The sequence below is a fragment of the Micromonospora sp. BQ11 genome (assembly GCF_052068135.1).
Classification (GTDB): Bacteria; Actinomycetota; Actinomycetes; order Mycobacteriales; family Micromonosporaceae; genus Micromonospora.
The window spans coordinates 72,755-85,814 of the sequence record NZ_JBQHDB010000003.1; the positions used below are offsets into that span (position 1 = coordinate 72,755).

At 74.8% G+C, this 13,060-nt stretch carries 16 protein-coding genes; 8 read left to right on the top strand and 8 right to left on the bottom strand.

Features of this window, described 5'->3' with window-relative positions:
• Positions 1-135 precede the first annotated feature (135 nt).
• The gene (locus ACTMSW_RS07510) at positions 136-975 is read right to left on the bottom strand and encodes a M55 family metallopeptidase (RefSeq protein ID WP_441179764.1); all 840 of its coding nucleotides are present in this window, start codon (positions 973-975) and stop codon (positions 136-138) included.
• A gap of 169 nt (positions 976-1,144) precedes the next feature.
• Here ACTMSW_RS07510 and ACTMSW_RS07515 point away from each other — a divergent pair, with 169 nt between their 5' ends.
• Positions 1,145-2,248 carry an FUSC family protein gene (locus tag ACTMSW_RS07515; RefSeq protein WP_441179766.1) on the top strand — a complete coding sequence of 368 codons (1,104 nt, stop codon included), beginning with the start codon at positions 1,145-1,147 and terminating at the stop codon, positions 2,246-2,248.
• Between the two features lie 64 nt (positions 2,249-2,312).
• Here the strand turns inward: ACTMSW_RS07515 and ACTMSW_RS07520 are convergent, their stop codons facing one another.
• The 7 genes from ACTMSW_RS07520 to ACTMSW_RS07550 all read right to left on the bottom strand — a co-directional run bounded on the left by ACTMSW_RS07520 (position 2,313) and on the right by ACTMSW_RS07550 (position 7,902).
• Complete coding sequence (locus ACTMSW_RS07520) at positions 2,313-3,002, bottom strand: RibD family protein (protein WP_441179767.1); 690 nt, start codon at positions 3,000-3,002, stop codon at positions 2,313-2,315.
• Entirely contained in the window at positions 2,999-3,640 is a 642-nt protein-coding gene (locus ACTMSW_RS07525; RefSeq protein ID WP_441179769.1) for a GTP cyclohydrolase II, read from the bottom strand. Before ACTMSW_RS07525 ends, ACTMSW_RS07520 begins: the two co-directional genes overlap by 4 nt.
• 11 nt (positions 3,641-3,651) lie before the next feature.
• Positions 3,652-4,602: a lysylphosphatidylglycerol synthase transmembrane domain-containing protein gene (locus ACTMSW_RS07530; protein ID WP_441179770.1), complete on the bottom strand. Its 951-nt coding sequence runs from the start codon at positions 4,600-4,602 to the stop codon at positions 3,652-3,654.
• Positions 4,603-4,664: 62 nt separating this feature from the next.
• A complete protein-coding gene (locus ACTMSW_RS07535; protein WP_441179771.1) occupies positions 4,665-5,477 on the bottom strand; it encodes a methyltransferase domain-containing protein in 813 nt (270 codons plus the stop codon).
• Positions 5,474-6,523: a glycosyltransferase family 4 protein gene (locus ACTMSW_RS07540; RefSeq protein ID WP_441179772.1), complete on the bottom strand. Its 1,050-nt coding sequence runs from the start codon at positions 6,521-6,523 to the stop codon at positions 5,474-5,476. The genes ACTMSW_RS07535 and ACTMSW_RS07540 overlap by 4 nt, the downstream gene beginning before the upstream one ends.
• A complete protein-coding gene (locus ACTMSW_RS07545) occupies positions 6,520-6,918 on the bottom strand; it encodes a 6-pyruvoyl trahydropterin synthase family protein (protein ID WP_441179773.1) in 399 nt (132 codons plus the stop codon). The genes ACTMSW_RS07540 and ACTMSW_RS07545 overlap by 4 nt, the downstream gene beginning before the upstream one ends.
• A 3-nt stretch (positions 6,919-6,921) precedes the next feature.
• Positions 6,922-7,902, bottom strand: coding sequence for a zinc-dependent alcohol dehydrogenase (locus ACTMSW_RS07550; protein ID WP_441179774.1), 981 nt, complete (start codon positions 7,900-7,902; stop codon positions 6,922-6,924).
• Between the two features lie 171 nt (positions 7,903-8,073).
• Between ACTMSW_RS07550 and ACTMSW_RS07555 the strand changes: the two genes are divergently transcribed.
• From ACTMSW_RS07555 to ACTMSW_RS07585, 7 genes are all read left to right on the top strand, one after another.
• On the top strand, positions 8,074-8,823 hold the full coding sequence (locus ACTMSW_RS07555) for a hypothetical protein (protein WP_441179775.1): 750 nt from the start codon (positions 8,074-8,076) through the stop codon (positions 8,821-8,823).
• Positions 8,824-8,888: 65 nt separating this feature from the next.
• Complete coding sequence (locus ACTMSW_RS07560) at positions 8,889-9,467, top strand: DUF6529 family protein (RefSeq protein WP_441180186.1); 579 nt, start codon at positions 8,889-8,891, stop codon at positions 9,465-9,467.
• Between the two features lie 23 nt (positions 9,468-9,490).
• On the top strand, positions 9,491-9,967 hold the full coding sequence (locus ACTMSW_RS07565; RefSeq protein WP_441179776.1) for a Rieske (2Fe-2S) protein: 477 nt from the start codon (positions 9,491-9,493) through the stop codon (positions 9,965-9,967).
• A gap of 134 nt (positions 9,968-10,101) precedes the next feature.
• Positions 10,102-11,601, top strand: coding sequence for a DivIVA domain-containing protein (locus ACTMSW_RS07570; protein WP_441179777.1), 1,500 nt, complete (start codon positions 10,102-10,104; stop codon positions 11,599-11,601).
• A gap of 40 nt (positions 11,602-11,641) precedes the next feature.
• Positions 11,642-11,983 (top strand): MmcQ/YjbR family DNA-binding protein, encoded by a 342-nt coding sequence (locus ACTMSW_RS07575; RefSeq protein WP_441179778.1) that lies wholly within the window; start codon positions 11,642-11,644, stop codon positions 11,981-11,983.
• A 62-nt stretch (positions 11,984-12,045) separates the two neighbouring features.
• Positions 12,046-12,450: a nuclear transport factor 2 family protein gene (locus ACTMSW_RS07580; protein WP_441179779.1), complete on the top strand. Its 405-nt coding sequence runs from the start codon at positions 12,046-12,048 to the stop codon at positions 12,448-12,450.
• A gap of 130 nt (positions 12,451-12,580) precedes the next feature.
• Positions 12,581-13,051 carry an anthrone oxygenase family protein gene (locus ACTMSW_RS07585; protein ID WP_441179780.1) on the top strand — a complete coding sequence of 157 codons (471 nt, stop codon included), beginning with the start codon at positions 12,581-12,583 and terminating at the stop codon, positions 13,049-13,051.
• The last annotated feature ends 9 nt before the right edge of the window (positions 13,052-13,060 follow it).

Genomic DNA, 13,060 nt, shown 5'->3' on the forward strand with positions numbered 1-13,060 from the left:
CCGCCACCACGTGCGGCCGCGCCGAGAGGGCGACGCCGCGCGCGTGGGAGCCAACCCTGTTGCGCCAACCACCACGCACGGGCACCCAGGGCCGCGCGAACGAGCAAGGTTGTTGCGGGTATCAGCGTGTCAGGGTCAGCCGGGCTTGATCTGGCCGAGCTGCACAAGCAACTGAACTCCTCGGTACGCTTCGGCCATGTCCCGACCGGTGAACGTCACCGTACGCGCGCCAGGGACACGGGCGAATCCCGGCACCAGGGTGGCAAGATCCACAGTGTACGGAGCAGACAGGTCGACCTCGACCTCGACGGGCTCTGACAGGACCAGCGGCTGCGGTTGGCCGCGCTGCCGTACCGCCCGGCTGGCTGCTTGCCGAAGGCGCTCCTGTGCCTCAGCGGGGTGCAGCACCTCCGCCGCAGCCTGACCGAGTGCACGCTTGACCTCGACGGTCACCGTGCCAGGGACGAGATCGAGCAGCTCGGCACAGGCCACATCGTCGCCGCTGAGCAACACCACCGGCACGCCGAAGTGACCCGCCAGGGCCGCGTTGAGGCCGATCTCGCCCACCGGCCGCCCGTTGAGGCGCACCTCCAGCACCGCGTCGCTCATGGTGTGTGCCAGCACCGCCGGTCCCGAACCCGCCCGCGCGTGGTAGCCGACGAACAGCACCGCATCCGCGCCCGCGTCGAGCCCGGCCATCATGCCGAGCGGGCGGGGCTTGCCGCGGACCAGTCGAGCACGCCGGTCGAGCTCCTCCACCAGTAGGTTCCGGTAGGGCCCGTGCGCGTCCGCCACCAGCACGACCGCATCAGGCTCAGCGTCCAGCACACCGGCGACGGCCGCGTTGACCTCCGCTGTCATCCGCATGCGAGACCGCTCGTAGTCGTATCCGCCCGGATTGGTCTCCGTGACGTGGACGATTCCCGAGATCCCCTCCAAGTCGGCCGAAATGAGCACCGTGATCCCCGCCGTCATCGCACCACCGTACTGGCATCCGGCACGACACCGAGGTGACCGCCTCGGGGATCCCCGCGGTCGCGGGACCAGACGTCCCGAGGTTGACCAGGTCACGGACCGGGTAGTGGCCACCTCGCAATGATCATCGGCGACCAGGTCCGGTCCGCCCGGCGACGGAGGTACGTGCGTGCGGAACCGGTGGCGCAAGGCGGTCGGGCGGCTGCGCAGCAACGGGACGGCGGTCGTCGAGCTGACCGCCGCGGCGGCGGTCGCGTGGATCCTCGCGGCGGTGGTGATCGGGCACCCGGATCCCTTCTTCGCGCCGACCGCCGCGCTGGTCGTGCTCGGCGAGTCGCGGGGCCGGCGGCTGCGGCAGACCGTCGAGATCCTGCTCACGGTCGCCGCCGCCGTGCTCGTGGCGGAGCTGCTGGTGTACGCGCTCGGCCCGGGCACTGGCACCGTCCTGCTGGTGCTGCTGCTGACCACCACTCCGCTGCTGCTCGCAGGGGCACGCCGGGCCCTGGTCGTGCAGACGGCGGTCTCCGGCATGTACCTGGTCGCCGTCGCCGCGCCGAACGGGACGCTGATGCCGTTCCGCTTCGTCGACGCGCTGATCGGTGGGGCCGTGGCACTCGCGGCCAGTCAGCTCATGGCCTCCCGCGATCCGCTCGCGCCGCTCGTCGCGCAGGCCCGGCGCACCTACGCGGACCTCGCCGACCTGCTCGACGAGGTGAACGCGGCGCTGGAGGCGTGCGACGAGTCGGCCGCCCGGGCGGCGCTGGACCGGGCCCGCGAGGTGGACGACTGTGTGGGCAGGTTGCAGGCGGCGGCGCTGGCCACCGGCGAGACGCTCCGGCTGGGGCTGCGTCGCCGGCACCTCGGCCGGCTCGCCGCGGTCGAGGCGACCGTACGGCAGCTCGACTACGCCGCCCGCAACATCCGGGTGCTGGCCCGGGCCGGGTCCACCCTGACCCGGCGGCACACCGGTACGCCGCCGGAACTGGCCACCGCGATCGACGCTCTCACGGTCGCCGTCCGGGCAGCGGGTGAGGCGCTGGCCACCGGCGTGAGCGGACGCGACGCCGAACGGCACGCCGCGCGGGCCGACGCGGCCGCCCTGGAGGCGGTGCGGATCGCCGCGCGACTCCTGCGGGCCGACCCGCCGCTGCCGCTGACCATGATCGTCGGCCAGATCCGGGCGACGGCGATCGACCTGCTGCGCGGCGTCGGCCAGGACGACGTCGCGGTGCTGGACCGGGTGGACGAGGCGCTCGGCCTGGCCCCGGCGTGAACCGGCTGGCGGGCGGGACGCCCGGCCGGTGGACGACAGGTCGACGACACCGGTCCGGAGGTGGTCAGTCGGGGCAGCGGTCGGACAGCGCGTAGCGCAGCAGCACCACGTCGCCGATCTGGCGGACCTCCACCAGCCGGGCCCGTCGCTCCGAGTGCCAGGGGAAACGGCCCTCGCCGGCGAACCGCGGAGCCCGGTGGTCACCGACGAAGAACGGGGCGACCACGAGGTGCAGCTCGTCGACGAGGCCCGCGGTGAGGAACTGGGCGTGCACGCTCACGCCACCCTCGACCATCAACCGGCGTACGCCCCGGGCGGCGAGGTCGTCCAGGGTCCGGGCCGGGTCGACCGGCTCGCCCGCGTCGACGACGTCGGCGAGACCGGCGAGCCGGTCCCGGGTCTTCTCCACGGCCGAGGAGGAGCAGTAGACGATCCGCTCGGTGTCGCCGACGGTGAAGAACCGGGCCGTCGGGTCGAGGTCGCCGCAGCCGGTCAGGGTGACCCGCGTCGGCGAGGCCGGCCGGCCGCGGGCGACCCGCTCGGCCCGCCGTCGCGCGGAGCGCACCAGCAACCGGGGGTCGTCGCGGCGGACGGTGGTCGCACCGACCAGGATCGCGTCGCAGCCGGCCCGCACCTCGTCGACCCGGTCCAGGTCGTCGGAGTTGGACAGCAGCAGCCGCCGGTCGGTGGCGTCGTCGAGGTAGCCGTCGAGCGACGTGGCGCAGCTCAGCAGGACGTACGGGCGGGTGGTCACGGGACGAACGGAAGGTCGAGGACGTGCTCACCGCGACTGGCCTTGGCCGCCAGGTAGTCGGCGTTCGCCGGGGACAGGAACAGACCGGTGGACACGCGCTCCGCGACGCGTACGCCGAGCCGGTCGAGCTGCGCGGCCTTGTCGGGGTTGTTGCTCAGCAGCGCGACCCGGTCCACGCCCAGCGCGGCGAGCATCTGCGCGGCGACGGTGTAGTCCCGCTCGTCCTCCCGCCGTCCGAGGGCGACGTTGGCCTCGTAGGTGTCCAGGCCGGCGTCCTGCAGCGCGTACGCGTCGAGCTTGGCGTACAGGCCGATGCCGCGGCCCTCCTGACGCAGGTAGAGCAGGTAGCCGCCGGCGGTGGCGATGCGCTCCACCGCCTCGCGCAGCTGCGGGCCGCAGTCGCAGCGTTGGCTGCCGAAGACGTCGCCGGTCAGGCACTCGCTGTGCGGGCGGACCAGTGGCAGTCCGCGGGACGGCGGGTCGGCCTCGGCGCGGTCGCCGAGGCCGAAGGCGAGGTGCTCGCGGCCGTCGACCAGACCGGTGAAGGAGAAGACACGAGCGGCGGTGGCGTAGCCGTCGGGGAAGCGCAGCGGCACCGTGACCTGGTTGCGGACCGTGGCGGCGGGGTGGTTGGACATCGGACTCCTCGTCAGACGGTGCCGGCGGGCACGGGTACACGGCGGACCAGCAGAACGGCGGCACCGGGCAGGCTCGCCACCAGCACCAGGGCGCCGTACACCATGGCGGTGGTGACGCCCTCGGCGGCGGTGAGGCCGGCGGCGGCGAACGCCCACGCGGCGACGCCCTCCCGGGGGCCGAACCCGGCGACGTTCGCCGGTATCCCCATGGCCAGGAGCGCCAGCAGCGTGAGTGGGACGAGCAGGGTCAGCGGCGCGTCGGAACCGGCGGTGCGCGCGGCGACCACGAACGTCGCCAGGTGCCCGGCGACCGCCACCGCCGAGGCCAGCAGCACTCCGCACCAGGCGCGGCGGGCGAGCAGGCCGGCTCGGACGTCGGCCGTCGCGGCCCGCAGCATCCGCGCGAGGCGGGACGCGCCCGCCACCGGCGTCATCCGGGCGAGCAGGACGACGCCGACGCCCACGGCGAGCAGCACCGCGGTCGCCGCCGGGATGAACGGCTGGACGGGGGACGGGAACGCGGCCAGGACGACGAGCGCCACCACGGCCAGGACCACCTGCCCGACCGTACGTTCCCAGACCACCGCCCGGACACCGCGCCCGACGTCACCGGAGTCGCGGCCGTGTCGTACGGCCCGGTGCACGTCGCCGAGGACGCCGCCGGGCAGGGTGGCGTTGAGGAACACCGCCCGGTAGCAGTGGGCGACGGCGGTGCCCAGTGGTAACCGCACGCCGAGGCCACCGGCGACGAGACTCCACCGCCAGGCGCAGCACACCGTGGTGAGGACGCCGATGCCCAGCGCGGCGGCCAGCGCCGGGGCGTCGATCAGCCGCAGCCCGTCGAGGACCGGCCCGGTGCCCACCGTGGCGAGCAGCGCGGCGAGCAGACCCACGCCGACCAGCGTCCGGGCCAACGGCCCGAAACGCCGTCGCGCTGCCGTCCCGGTCGTCTCCGCGTCCATCCACGCCTCCCCTCGACGATCTTCCCTTCTGAAGGCACGTACGCCGGCCGCCACCGGTTCACTCACGCCCCGGCCAGGAGGTCACGGTGGTCGACCAGGACGCGCAGCTCCCCGGCGGTGAGCTGGGCGCGACGGCGCTCGGCGTACTCCCGGGTCGGCTCGACCAGCTCGGGCCGCTGCTCGTGGGCGGCGCCGAGCCAGCCGGTGAACCACTCGGCGACCAGCGCGGCCTGGTCCTCGCCGAGCCGCCACGGACTGGGCTGGATGTCCACGTCGACGCCGTGGCGGGCGAAGGCCGCGGCGGCGGCCTCCACGGCGTCCGGGCCGAGCAGGGTCCGCCCGCCGACGGTGCGCCGCTGGTGGTCGTTGAAGGCCGCGGCGATCTCGGCGTCGAGCGGGTCGGCAGGATCCAACGCGACCCCACCGGTCACCGACAGCGCCAACAGGGTGGGCCGGCCGGCGCAGGCGGCGACGAGGCGGTCCACCTCCTCGACGGTGAGCATGTCCAGCAGCGCCGAGGCGGTGACCAGCGTGGCGTCGGCCAGGTCGCCGGCGGTGAGCCGGGTCAGGTCGCCCCGGCGGGTCTCGACGGTCACCGGCGAGCCGTCGGCGGCGGCCCGGGGCATCGTGGCGGCGGCCCGCGCCAGCAGGTCGGCGTCCTGGTCGTGCAGCACCCAGTGCTGCGGCCCGGGCAGGCGCGGGGCCAGCCAGCGTGCCATCGAGCCGGTGCCGCTGCCCAGGTCGTGGACGGTCAGCGGGCCGGCGGGCAGCCGACGGCGCACCGCGTCCGCCAGGTCGGCCCGGCGGGCGGCCCCGTCGGCGGGCTCGCGCAGGGCCAGCCAGTCGGCGAAGTCCGCCGGCAGGTCAACGCTCATGCTCTGATCGTCCCTTCCAGCACCCGCGCCAGGGTGGCGGTGGTGCCCGTCCAGTCGTCGAGGGTGTGGCGGCGGTCCGCCGCCGCCCGGCGCAGCCGGTCGCGCAGGCCGGCGTCGTCGAGCCAGCGGGACAGCGCACCGGCCAGGGCGGCCGGGTCGTCCGGCGGCACCAGCAGGCCGGGGCGGGTGCCGTCGGACGCGCGGCCGAGCGTCTCCGGCAGGCCGCCGGCCTCCGTCGCCAGCACCGGCGTCGCGCGGGCGAGCGCCTCGGTGACGACCATCCCGTATGTCTCGCCGCGCGAGGCCAGCACCACCAGGTCGGCGGCGGCGTACGCCGCGTCCAGGGCGGCCCCGGTGCGGGGGCCGGTCAGCCGGACCCGCTCGGCCAGCCCGTGTCGGGTCAGCCGGTGGCGCAGCCCCGCCACGAACGCCGGGTCCCGGTCGAGGGGACCGACGCACACGCAGCGCCAGGGCCGGTCGGCGACCGTTGCCAGGGCGTCCACCAGCACGTCGTGCCCCTTGTGCCCGGTGACGGCGGCGACGCAGAGCAGGTTGCCGCCGTCGTCCGAGCCGGTGGCCGGCGGCGCGGGCTCCACTCCCGGGACGGCGACGTGCACCAGGTGGAGCCCGTACCGCTCGCGGAGCCGCCGCCGGGTCCACTCGCTGGTGGCGACGACCGCCGACGCCGCCTCCAGCGCCGCCCGCTCGGCGTCGTCCTCCAGCGGCATGTGCACCAGGACGACCAGGCGCAACCGGGCGGCACTCGCGGTCAACTCCGCCGGCACGGCCGAGGCGACGAGACCGTCGACCAGCACCGCGCTCCGGTCGGGCAGCGCGGCGAGCGTCCTGCCCAGGCCGGCGCGGGCCGCGGTGTCCGGGTGCGGCCAGCCACCGGGCAGCGGGTGCTCGTGGACGGCCCAGCCGCGCGCGGCGAGCCCGTCGAGGACCCGCCGGTCGTAGTGGTTGCCGCCGCTCGGCGACGCCGGATCGTCGATGTCCCCCGGCAGCACCACGTGCACGGCTCGACCGTCCTGGCCCTCGGTCACAGGGACCGTTCGTAGCTGGCCCAGGCGACGTGCGACTCGTGCAGGGTGACGGTGATGCCGGCCAGCCCGTGCGCGCCGTCGCCCAGGTCACCGGCGTGCACCCGGTCGGCGAGGCGGTCGGCGACGGTGCGCGCGAGCACCTCGGTGGTGGTGTTCACGCCGGCGAAGGCCGGCTCCTCGTCCAGGTTGCGGTAGGTCAGCTCGCCGAGCACGGCCCGCAGCTGCTCGGTGGCCCGTCCGATGTCCACGACGATGCCGTCGGCGTCGAGGTCGGCCCGGCGGAACGTCGCGTCGACGACGAACGTCGCCCCGTGCAGACGCTGCGCGGGACCGAACACGTCCCCCCGGAAACTGTGGGCGATCATCATGTGGTCCCGGACCGTCACGCTGAACACGGTCTACTCCTCTTCGTAGCTGATGCGGTGGCAGAGCGCGGACTCCTCGCCCGCGTGCAGTCGGGCCAGCACGTCGGGCAGCTCCGCGAAGCGGGACTCCCCGGTGACCAGGGCGTCGAAGACCGGGTCGGCCAGCAGGTCGAGGGCGAGGGCCAGCCGGTCGGCGTAGCTGCGGCTGCCCCGGCGGGCCGGGGCGACCATCCCCACCTGGCTGGCCCGGAGGGTCAGCCGTCGGGAGTGGAAGGCGCCACCCAGCGCCACCGTCACCGGACGGTCGCCGTACCAGCTCAGCTCGACGACGGTGCCCTCGACGGCGAGCAGGTCCACCGACCGTTGCAGGCCGGCGGAGCTGGCGCTGGCGTGCACCACGAGGTCCCGCCCGCCGGTGGCGTCGTCCGGGGACGCGAAGTCGACGCCGAGGGCGGCGGCGACGGCGGCGCGGGCCGGATCGACGTCGACCAGCTCGACGCGTACGCCGGGGAAGCGGGCCAGCAGCGCGGCGACCGCGCAGCCGACCATGCCGGCGCCGACGACGGTGACCCGGTCGCCGACCAGGGGCGCGGCGTCCCAGAGCGCGTTGACCGCCGTCTCCACCGTCCCGGCCAGGACCGCGCGGGCCGCCGGCACGCCGTCGGGTACGACGACCACGGCCTCGGCGGGGACCACGTACGCGCTCTGGTGGGGGTACAGGCAGAACACCGTCCGGCCGCGCAGCCGCTCCGGGCCCTCCTCGACGACCCCCACGTTCAGGTAGCCGTACTTGACCGGGGCCGGGAAGTCGCCCTCCTGGAACGGGGCGCGCATCGCGGCGTACTGGTCGGCGGGCACGTGCCCGCCGAAGACCAGCGTCTCGGTGCCCCGGCTGACCGCCGAGAAGAGGGTGCGGACCAGCACCTCGTCGGGACCGGGGGTGGGCAGCGGACCCGACCGGATCTCGCCGACGCCCGGCGTACGCAGCCAGAAGGCCCGAGCCTCGCGCGTCACCGCTCCCCCACTTCCGCGTCCGGGTGGTCCGGACGGCAGTTTCTGTCATGTTCACGGTCAGGAGTTGTCGATCATAGCCACGGAGCCGTGACGGCCTCGGTTCGAAAGGTCCGGGGACCGATTGAACGACCGGGGGCTCCCGCCCGTACGTCCGTAGGAAGGGAGATGCCCATGAAGCGGATGACCCCGTTGCTCACGCTGCTGACCGGGAGCGCGCTGGCGGCCGTGCTGTTCACCATGAGCGCCCAGGCCGCCCCACCGGCGCCGCAGTCCCAGGTCGGGGGGACGGCCGCCCCCGCGTCGCCCACCGACCCGCCGTCGCCCGGGGAGGCGCCGGAGCCGACGCCCCCTGCCGACGAGGCGGCCAGCCCCGGCGCGCAGCCGGCGGCCACCCCGCCGGCGTCGTCCGGGTCGGCACCCCCGCCGGCGTCCCCCGCACCGGCGGTGGACGGCACCTGGACCGGCCGCCTCGACGGCGGCGCGACCATCGCCCTCACCGTCAAGGGCGACAAGGCGTCGGCGTACGTCTGCGACGGCCGGAGTCTGGAGATCTGGCTGCGGGGCACCGTGACCGACGGCGCGCTCGACCTGTCCGGCAAGGACGGGGCCCGGTTGACCGGGCGGATCGACGGCAACCGGGCCACCGGAGAGGTGACGGGCCGCGGAAGGACGTGGGCGTTCACGGCCACGGCGACCGGTGGGAACGCGCCGGCGCTCTACCGGGCCACCGCGCAGGTGCGCGACGCGCGGGTGGACGGTGGCTGGATCCTGCTGCCCGACGGCACGCAGACCGGCGTGGTGACCTGGAACGGCCGCCCGGTGTCGGCACCGCCACTGGATCCGGCCTTCGGCACCACGATCGTCAACGGCGTCCGGATCACCGCCGAGCCGGTCGTGCCGGGCACCGGGACCGGTGGGTGATGGCGGACCACCGCCGAAACGGGCCACGGGCCACCCTGGACCCCGGGCCGACCGTACGGGTGGAGATGCTGCCCGACCCGTTCGCCGATCCCTTCGCCGACCCGGCGCCGGCCCGCGCGGGCCGGGCGTCGCTCTTCGTGCCCCTGCTGGTGGGGGCGGGTGTGGTGGTGGCGCTGGGCGTCTACGGCCGCACCCACCCGCCGACCGGGATCGCGGTCAACCTCGCCGGCTTCTCCGGTCCGCTGACGGTCAAGGTATGGCTGGGCACCGGCGCGGCGTTCTTCGCGGTCATCCAGGTGCTCTCCGCGCTGTCGATGTACGGCCGGCTCGGGCGGTTCACGCCGTCCTGGGCGGGTGTCACGCACCGCTGGTCAGGGCGGATCGCGTTCCTGCTGACCGTTCCGGTCGCGGTGCACTGCCTGTACGCGCTGGGTTTCGTCGGCGCCGACCCGCGGACGCTTGTGCACTCGGCGCTCGGGTGCTTCTTCTTCGGGGTGTTCACCACGAAGATGCTCGCCCTGCCGAAGCCCGGCCTGGCCGGCTGGGTGCTGCCGGTCCTCGGCGGTGTCGTCTTCACCGCGCTCATCGGGGTGTGGCTGACCTCGTCGGTCTGGTACTTCACGACGTTCGGCGTGCAGCGGTGACACGCGCCGGGAGGGACAACGGGATGAGCGACGACGCACGGGACGCCCGGCCGTGCCGGCGGGCGGTCCTGGCCTGCGGCGGCGCGGCCGGCGTCACGGCGCTGCTGGCCGGCTGCCAGACGTACGGGGCGGCGTCCCCGCCCGCCCCGGCGGCTCCCCCGCCGGTCGCCGCCGGCACACCGGACGGGACCGCGCCACCGGCCGCCGGGGCGGCACCGACGCTGGCCCGGGTGGCCGACATCCCGGTCGGTGGTGGACGGATCTTCGCCGACCAGGGGGTGGTGCTGACCCAGCCGGCGGCCGGGACCATCAAGGCGTTCTCCGCCCGCTGCACCCACCAGGGCTGCACCGTCACCTCGGTCGACGACGGCACCATCATCTGCGCCTGCCACAACAGCGTCTTCGACATCGCCGACGGCGCGGTCCGCAGCGGTCCGGCGAAGCAGCCGCTGCCGGAGACCCCGGTGGTCGTCGCCGGGGACGACATCCGGCTCGCGTGAGAACGCTCCTCGCGTCAGGGACGGGACCGGCCCTATGATCCCCGGACCCCCGGCGGTAGCGTGTCGCCACGTCATGACCCGCGGGGGCGGTTCTCCCGCCGGCAGGACGCTCGCGATCGTACGGAGGATGGTTCATGTCCCACAGCGAGGAGCCGTTCACGGCACGTGACGACGTGACGTCGCGACCGGACTTCGACACGGCGCTGCGCGGATACGACAAACGGCAGGTGGACCGCTATGTCGAGAAGGTGGACGGCGAACGGTCGACGCTGACGTCCGAGCGGGACCGGGCCGTCGAGCGACTGCGGACACTCACCGCCGAGTACCAGCAGCTCGAGGCCGAGACGACCGAGCTGCGGGACCGGCCGACACGGGTGGACCGGGCCACCTTCCGCGACCTCGGCCCGATGGTGGAGCAGATCCTGGCCCTGGCCGAGCGGCAGGCCGAGCTGATCGGTGACACCGCCGCGCAGCGCGCCGCCGAGTTGCAGGCCGAGGCGGAGAAGGCCCTCGCCGACGCCCGCGAGGAGGCTGTCCGGACGACGCGCGAGTTCGAGGAGGACCTCGCCGCGCGACGCGCGGAGCAGAAGAAGATCGACGAGGAGCGCCGGGCCGCCGCCCAGGCCGAGATCGCCGAGATCCGGGCGGCAGCCGAGCAGCTGCGGGAGGCCGGTGAGGCCGCGCACGAGCGGGCTCGCCTGGAGGCCAACCGGATCGACGAGCAGAGCGCGCAGAAGGTCGAGCAGGCCCGTGCCGATGCCGAGGCGTTCCTCAGCTCCGCGCGTACCCAGATCCAGCAGGAGGTGCAGGCCGCGCGGGCCCGCACCCAGGAGGAGCTGACCCGCTGGCAGGCCACGGTGGAGCGGGAGCTGAACGAACGGCGGGCCACCACCGAGCAGGAGATCACCGAGCAGCGCGCGTCGGCGGAGCGGGAGCTCGCCGCGCAGCGCACCGCCGCCGAGCAGGAGATCGCGACGCTGATCGCGGAGGCGCAGCAGTACGCGGCCAAGGTGCGGCAGCGCGCCGAGGAGCAGGCGGCCACCCACCAGCAGCAGCTCACCACGGTGCAGCAGGGCCTCCGGGACCGCCGGGAGGCGCTCACCCGGGTGCAGTCCGAGTTGGAGACCTGCCAGCAGCAGTTGGAGCAGGTGCGGCAGGAGGGCGACACCACGGAGCGCGAACTGGTGCAGGTGCAGCAGCGCCTCAACCGGACCCGGCAGGAGCTGACCGAGGAGCTGCACCGCCTGGACGAGGCGCGGCGCTCGGCCGACTTCGCCGAGAAGCACGCCAAGGAGGTCCGGGCCCGGGTCAAGCGGGAGGCGAAGCGGGTGGCCGACCTGGCCGCGGCGGCGGTGATGGCAGCCGCCGCGGGCAGCGGCGAGACCGCGGAGTACCCGCAGGTGGGGACGCGTTCCGAAGCGGCCGGCTCCGAGGACGGGCGCGCCGGCGCGCACCGCTCGACCGACCCGGCGGCCGAGGCAGCAGCCGAACCGCCGGCACCCGCCCCCACCGAGACGCCGCAGGTGACGCCGCCGGTGACGCCGCAGGTGACGCCGCAGGTGGCGACGGCGGTCGCGACGGCGGAGGACCGGTCCGCCGACCCGGTCCCGGCGCCGGTCCCGGTCGGGCGCTGACGACCGCCGCGCGGCATCCACAGGACGCTACGGTCGGGGCATGGTCACCGTCTCCGACGTTCGCGCCCTGACGCGGACCCTGCCCCGCAGCAGCGAACACCTGATCCGGGACCGGGTGAAGTTCCGGGTCGGGTCGATCGTCTACGTCGCCTTCTCCCGGGACGAGACCACGATGGGCTTCGGTTACCCGAAGGAGGAGCGCGACGCCCTCGTCGCCACCGAACCCCACCTGTTCTTCCTGCCCGGCCCGTCGGACCTGCGCTTCAACTGGGTGTGCTGCCGTCTCGCCCCGCTGCAACGCGACCGCATGACGGAGTTCGTCACCGAGGCGTGGCGGATGGTCGTACCGAAGTTCCTCGCCCGGCAGCGGCTCGGCTACTGACCCTTGACCGCCACCGATAGCGTGAGCCGGGCGGTGGCCCCCTCGGGCCGGAGGGGGTCGACATGGCGGACGAGGTGTCCCTGCCCGGGCGGGACCTGCGCGGCTACCTGACGGCGTACCCGCAGGCGGTGAGCTTCGGCGACGAGCCGCCGGGAACGGTCTTCGACCGCTACCACACGCCGGACTTCGTCCTGCACACCGACGGCCTGCCACTGGATCGCGCGCGGCTGCTGGACCACGTCCGGCCGGCCCGGCGACGGGCGTCCGGCATCCACGTCGAGGTCCACGACGCGGTGACGGAGGGCGACCGGGTGGCCGCCCGCTACACGCTCGGCGCCGTCATGCGGAAGGGCGGCGCCACGGTGGTGACCGAGATCTACCTGTTTGGCCAGCTCGCCGCCGACGGCCGGCTTCGGCGTGCCGATCAGCTCACCCGGATCCTGCCCACCGAGGACCCGGTCAGCTGACCGCACCAGGTGCCGCCGGCTCGCGGCTGCGGGACGCTCCACATACGACCGGGTCACCCGGACATCGCCTCGGCGGGGCCGACGGCATACCGTACGGCTCGACGAGACGGTGCGGGGTGGAGGAGGAGACATGGCGACGGCGGTTCTGGTCCTCGCGACGGTGACCACGGGCCTGATGGCCGGGCTCTACCTCGCGTTCTCCGTCGCGGTCATGCCCGCGCTGGCCCGGGTCGACGACACCACCTTCGTCCGGGTCATGCAGCGGATCAACGACGCCATCCAGAACCCGCTGTTCGGTCTGGTCTTCGTCGGCGCGCTGATCGCCGGCGGCGCCGCCGTCTGGTGGCACCTGGACCGGGGCGACGTGCGCTGGTGGGTGCTCGCCGGCGCCGCCGGGTACGCGGTCACAGTGGTCAGCACGGTCGCGGCGAACATCCCGCTGAACAACCGCCTGGACCGGGCCGGGCCGGTCGACCGGCTGGCCGACGCGCGCGCGGTGCGGCGGGACTTCGAACGGCCGTGGGTCCGCTGGCACACCCTGCGTACGCTCGTCTGCGTTCTCGCCTTCGGGTGCCTCTGCGTCGCCTTGTCGGTGGCGTGAGCGGCTCCC

Excerpts from the sequence above, each read along its gene's own strand:
- ACTMSW_RS07510 (WP_441179764.1), bottom strand. The coding sequence starts at position 975 with ATGACGGCGGGGATCACGGTGCTCATTTCGGCCGACTTGGAGGGGATC.
- ACTMSW_RS07525 (WP_441179769.1), bottom strand. The coding sequence starts at position 3,640 with ATGTCCAACCACCCCGCCGCCACGGTCCGCAACCAGGTCACGGTGCCG.
- ACTMSW_RS07530 (WP_441179770.1), bottom strand. The coding sequence starts at position 4,602 with ATGGACGCGGAGACGACCGGGACGGCAGCGCGACGGCGTTTCGGGCCG.
- ACTMSW_RS07535 (WP_441179771.1), bottom strand. The coding sequence starts at position 5,477 with ATGAGCGTTGACCTGCCGGCGGACTTCGCCGACTGGCTGGCCCTGCGC.
- ACTMSW_RS07555 (WP_441179775.1), top strand. The coding sequence starts at position 8,074 with ATGAAGCGGATGACCCCGTTGCTCACGCTGCTGACCGGGAGCGCGCTG.
- ACTMSW_RS07560 (WP_441180186.1), top strand. The coding sequence starts at position 8,889 with ATGCTGCCCGACCCGTTCGCCGATCCCTTCGCCGACCCGGCGCCGGCC.
- ACTMSW_RS07565 (WP_441179776.1), top strand. The coding sequence starts at position 9,491 with ATGAGCGACGACGCACGGGACGCCCGGCCGTGCCGGCGGGCGGTCCTG.
- ACTMSW_RS07570 (WP_441179777.1), top strand. The coding sequence starts at position 10,102 with ATGTCCCACAGCGAGGAGCCGTTCACGGCACGTGACGACGTGACGTCG.
- ACTMSW_RS07575 (WP_441179778.1), top strand. The coding sequence starts at position 11,642 with ATGGTCACCGTCTCCGACGTTCGCGCCCTGACGCGGACCCTGCCCCGC.
- ACTMSW_RS07580 (WP_441179779.1), top strand. The coding sequence starts at position 12,046 with ATGGCGGACGAGGTGTCCCTGCCCGGGCGGGACCTGCGCGGCTACCTG.
- ACTMSW_RS07585 (WP_441179780.1), top strand. The coding sequence starts at position 12,581 with ATGGCGACGGCGGTTCTGGTCCTCGCGACGGTGACCACGGGCCTGATG.